Consider the following 5258-nt stretch of genomic DNA (forward strand, 5'->3'; position numbering starts at 1 on the left):
TTTATTTGTTCAGCTACTCTAATTATTATTCTACATTGAAAATAGCCCAAATGATTGCCATATAATGATTTGGGCTTTTATTTATTCCAATTTAATTGGCAATTCAATTGGCTTAAATATCTGCGGAATGTGGGTTGAAAATCATTCAAAAGTCACAAGGTAGGGGCGAGGCGCGCCTCGCCCATACAGGGGGATAACTTGATCATTAACAATATTATTCTAACAATTCAGAATCAGGCAACTGTTCTAATTCTTCAGCAATTAAAGTTTGCAAATCTTCGCCACAATGGGTTTGTAGATGAATCATTGCTGTCAATAATTCGGCTAAACTATCCCCCTTTTCACTATTGTTTAATTGGTTTCCTGTTTTAATTTTATCTAAAAGCTGAATGACTATTTGACATTCTTCGCCCAACTCCGTTAACAAGGTTTCCAAGGTTGAACTTTTAATAAAAGATTTGCGATCGCTAATTTGCATTATAACCTCCTAAGTCGTTTTAGTGCTTGTTGAACTCCTTTCTCAAAAGCGCGGATTTCTGTTTGCCAATGTTTAATTAATCCCTGATCAGGATAATCCTTTTGTAACTCCTTGTTGATTTTATCTTCATGTTCAGCAATTCTCCTTTGCAAACTACGAATTGCTTTTTTATGGTTTTGATTCCCCATTGTCAAATTGATTATTTTGAATATTGTAGCACAGGTTCATCTTGTATATCCCTCTTCTGTCACTCTTTGGTTTTTCCTATAATTAGTAACCCACATTCCGCAGATATTTAAGCAAATCTAATTGAAGATAAAACTTAGTGAATAAATAGCAATTATTTATGTTTAGTTAAATAGCGGTAAACTAGCTATATAATTTGATAGTAAAGCCTCGGAAGTTCACCGAAAAATTGGAATGGGTTCCTATTTTTTAGAATTAGTGGAAAATTTGACCCCTATCTGCGGAATGTGGGTTTGAATATTTGGCATTGATGCAAACTTTTAACTGTTCGGCTAACACTTGAACATGGGGTTCCGCCATAATTGTGATATGATTACCTAACACATAATGAATATCCACTGCTTCCGAAGAAAACTCACTCCAGCCGAGGGATAAATCCTCGGAACACTCAGCAACTAACTCACGATTGGGATCATCGGGTAAATCTTCGTTAGCGCGTAGAATCGTAATTTTGTTGGGATAAATTTGTTTAGGGAGATAATCAACTAGACATAAACAGCTAGTTTTATAGGCTTGTACAATATTTTCAAGTTGTGTAGTTTTCGCATTAGGAGGAAGCATATTCGCCATTTTAAAAAAGTTTAAAACGTATTTTAATTGTTCCTCTACGGTCAACGATTGAAGGGTTTCATAGGAAATATCTACAGTTTTATCTAAATAAATTTCTATACCTTTGCTCACTTCCGCTAACCATCTCGCATGATCCCAATTAATATAATCAAGCAACATTTGCTTATCTTTATAAGTTGGGGCTGAGGAATCAATTATGGCTAGTAATGCCACTTTTTGACCCTGCTTAACTAACTGTTGAGCCATTTCAAAAACCACATTTCCCCCATAGGAATGTCCCCCTAAAAAGTAAGGCCCTTGGGGCTGTAAATCTTGCATGGCTTGAATATAAATACTAGCGATCGCCTCAATCTGAGTAATTGCTCCAAACTGTTGATAGAGATCATTTTCAAAACTATAAAAAGGCTGATCTTTTCCTAAATAACGTCCTAGATGGTAAAAATAAAAGGGTCGTCCTCCCGCCCCTGGAACACAGAAGAAAGGCGGCTTGGAACCATTGGGTTGAATGGGGACTAAACAAGACTCACTAGAGTTATCTGAATCGGTTTGGATAATGGTTGCTAATTGTTCAATAGTGGGGTTTTGAAACAGTGCTGTTAAGGCAATTTCTTTGCCAAACTGTTCCTTAATTTGGGTCGTTAAATAGGGAGCCAAAAGGGAGTGACCACCAAGGTCAAAAAAGTTATCCCGAACGCCAATTTTGTCAATTTTTAAAACTTTTGACCAGATTTGTACTAGGCTTAATTCTAGCTGACTACGCGCTTCAATGAATCTGTCTGAATCACTGGTGTTACTAGGAGCCTTTAACGCACGGCGATCAATTTTTCCGTTAGCGGTTAAGGGCAAAAATTCCAGCATCACAAAGGCACTCGGAACCATGTAACCAGGCAATTTATGGGTCAGGAACTGACGCAAATCTTCGCTTGTCATTGTCACCCCTGACTTTGGCACAATGTAGGCAACTAACCGCTTCTCTCCTGGATTGTCTTCACGAACAATCACACAAGCCGACTGTACATCTCCATTTTGACCGATTACAGCCTCAATTTCCCCCAATTCAATGCGAAAACCGCGAATTTTTACTTGATTGTCAATCCGCCCGATATATTCAATATTACCATCAGGCAAATAACGAGCTAAATCTCCCGTTTTATAAAGACGAGAATCTGGGTAATTACTAAAAGGATTAGGAATAAATTTCTCTTGGGTTAATTCGGGACGGTTAAGATAACCTCTGGCTAATCCTGCACCACCAATATGTAATTCTCCTACTACACCAATGGGAACGGGTTGCAGGTTTTTATCTAGCAAATAGATTTGGGTATTGGCGATCGCCTTACCAATGGGAATAGTTGTCGCTGTAGCGGGTAAGTTCTCCACTAAATACCAAGAAGAAAACGTCGTATTTTCCGTTGGCCCATAGACATGAAGCAACCGTTGCGGCGCACCTTTCGACCGTACCTCTTGTACCCATTTTGGCTCAACTGCTTCGCCCCCAAACAGTAAGCATCGTAAGCCACTAAAAGCTTGCGGAACTAAATTGGCTAACTGATTGAATAGGGCTGTCGTTAAAAATAAGACACTAATCTGGTTTTCCTTTAAACTTAGGGCAAACTCTTGGGGTGAGAGCAAAACTGATTTAGGGAGAATAATAATCTTAGCTCCGTTAAGCAAAGCTCCCCAAATTTCAAAAGTAGCTGCATCAAAAGCAATATTAGACGCTTGAACAACGCAATCATCAGTAGTGAACTGGATGTAATTGGTATTTAATACCAGGCGATTAACTGCTTGATGAGTTACGACAACCCCCTTGGGAGTTCCCGTAGAACCAGAAGTATAAATCACATAAGCCAAATTATCCGCAGAAACCGCGCTATTAAAATTCTCTTGATTTGCTTGATTAATTTGTTCCCAATCTTTGTCTAAACAGACGACAATCGCCTCCTGATTTGGAAGAGAAGCAAGCAAAGATTCCTGAGTTAACAGTATTTTAACCTGAGTGTCTTGGAGCATGAAGCTAATGCGTTCCTTGGGATAATCTGGGTCAATGGGAACATAAGCACCTCCTGCTTTTAATATCCCCAACAATCCCACAATCATTTCTAAAGAACGTTCTATACAAATCGCCACTAGCTCGTCAGTTTCTAACCCTAAAGATTTTAGGTAATGGGCTAATTGATTAGCACGACTATTTAATTCTGAATAGGTTAATTGTTGACCTTCAAAAACTACTGCTACAGAGTCGGGGTTGTGTTTTACCTGTTCTTCAAATAATTGATGAATACATTTATCCTGGGGATAATCTGTTTGAGTTTCGTTCCGGGATACCAACAATTGATGACGTTCTGCATCACTCAACATCGGTAATTCAAAAATTCCCAGGCTGGGATTAGCGGCGATCGCGGTTAAGAGATTTTGAAAATGTTGCCCCATTTGGGTAATAGTGCCAGCAGTAAACAAATCCGTGCTATAGCACCAAACCGCATCTAAACTATCAGAAACTTCCCAAAAATTGACTTCTAAATCAAATCGAGCTTTAGTATCAATCGGTAAGGGCAAATTCTCTATTTTTAAGCCCGACAAACTGCCTTCCGATTGGGGCGTATTTTGCAGAGAAAACATCACTTGTACCAAAGGATTACGGCTTAAATCGCGGTCTAATTGCAACCTTTCTACTAACATTTCAAAGGGCAAATCTTGATGAGCATAGGCTGATAGGGTCGTTTGCTTTACTCTTTCTAATAACGCCAGAAAACTGGGATTTCCTGATAGATCGCCCCTTAAAGCCAAAGTATTAGCAAAAAAGCCCATCAATTTCTCGATCGCGGAACTATTCCGATTAGCGATCGGAGAACCCACCAACACATCTAATTGACCACTATAACGAGAAATTAGAACAAAAAAAGCCGCCAGTAAAGTCATAAATAGGGTTGTCCCTGACTCTTGGCTCAACTGTTTGAGACGTTGGGTTAAGCCTCGATCTAGTCGAAAAACCGCCCCATCACCTCGGAAACTAGGAATGGGGGGACGGGGATAATCCGTCGGCAGTTCTAAGATAGTCGGCGCATCTGTCAACTGTCCTCGCCAGTAATTAAGTTGACGCTCCAAGACTTCACCTGTGAGCCATTGACGTTGCCAGACAGAAAAATCGGCATACTGGATCGATAATTCAGCGAGAGGGGAAGGCAAACCCTGGACAAAGGCCGCATAAAGTTGAGACAATTCACCAAAAAAGATGCTCAAAGACCAACCATCGTAAATAATATGGTGCATCTTCAACAGTAATACATACTCCTGGGAACTCAGTTTAAACAAGGTAAATTGTGCCAACGGTTCCCCCGCTAGATCGAAGGGTTTTAAGGAGAGGGCGATCGCCATTTCCCGCAGACACTCTGTTTGTTTTTCTGTTGATAAATCCTGTAAATCTTGGAGGGGTAAACTGACGGGGGAAGAGGGAGCAATGCGCTGAATGGGTTGCCCTTCTAACATCGGAAAAGTGGTTCTTAAAACTTCGTGACGGCGAATCAGTTCACTGAGACTTTGTTCTAAAGCAAACAGATTGAGGGTTCCTTCTAACCGTAGAGCTTCCAACAGATTATAGGAATGACTATCGGGAGAAAGTTGGTGTAGAAACCAGAGTCGCTGTTGAGCAAAAGAGAGGGGTAAATCCTGATCCCGTGACACAGGAATAATCTCTAACTCAACAGTATTAGTAGGGATTTGTGCTGCTTTTAAAAAGTCCAGAATGTCAGTTTTTTGAGCCGCGATCGCCGCTTTAATTTCCGTCGTCATGGCCCCCTTGGGAGCTTGATAACGGAGTTTTTCTTCTTCAATCCACAGTTTAATATCTAAACTCTTCAAATAAGATAAAAATTCAACTACTTTCACTTACCAATTGCCTCCCCAAGTTGTTGTTTAATTAGGTCTAAATCGCAGAATTTACTTTTAGGAAATCAAATGACCG

General features: G+C 40.0%; 3 protein-coding genes. All 3 read right to left on the reverse strand.

Annotated elements, in window-relative coordinates:
- Positions 1 to 214: 214 nt before the first annotated feature.
- The 3 genes from NMG86_RS17760 to NMG86_RS17770 all read right to left on the reverse strand — a co-directional run bounded on the left by NMG86_RS17760 (position 215) and on the right by NMG86_RS17770 (position 5182).
- Positions 215 to 478, reverse strand: a complete 264-nt coding sequence (locus tag NMG86_RS17760) for a hypothetical protein (RefSeq protein WP_026785833.1) — start codon at positions 476 to 478, stop codon at positions 215 to 217.
- A complete protein-coding gene (locus NMG86_RS17765; protein ID WP_026785832.1) occupies positions 478 to 666 on the reverse strand; it encodes a hypothetical protein in 189 nt (62 codons plus the stop codon). Before NMG86_RS17765 ends, NMG86_RS17760 begins: the two co-directional genes overlap by 1 nt.
- Before the next feature lie 253 nt (positions 667 to 919).
- Positions 920 to 5182, reverse strand: coding sequence for a non-ribosomal peptide synthetase (locus tag NMG86_RS17770; RefSeq protein ID WP_043938518.1), 4263 nt, complete (start codon positions 5180 to 5182; stop codon positions 920 to 922).
- Between the last annotated feature and the right edge of the window lie 76 nt (positions 5183 to 5258).

Source organism: Planktothrix rubescens CCAP 1459/22, assembly GCA_904830895.1.
Lineage (GTDB): Bacteria > Cyanobacteriota > Cyanobacteriia > Cyanobacteriales > Microcoleaceae > Planktothrix > Planktothrix agardhii.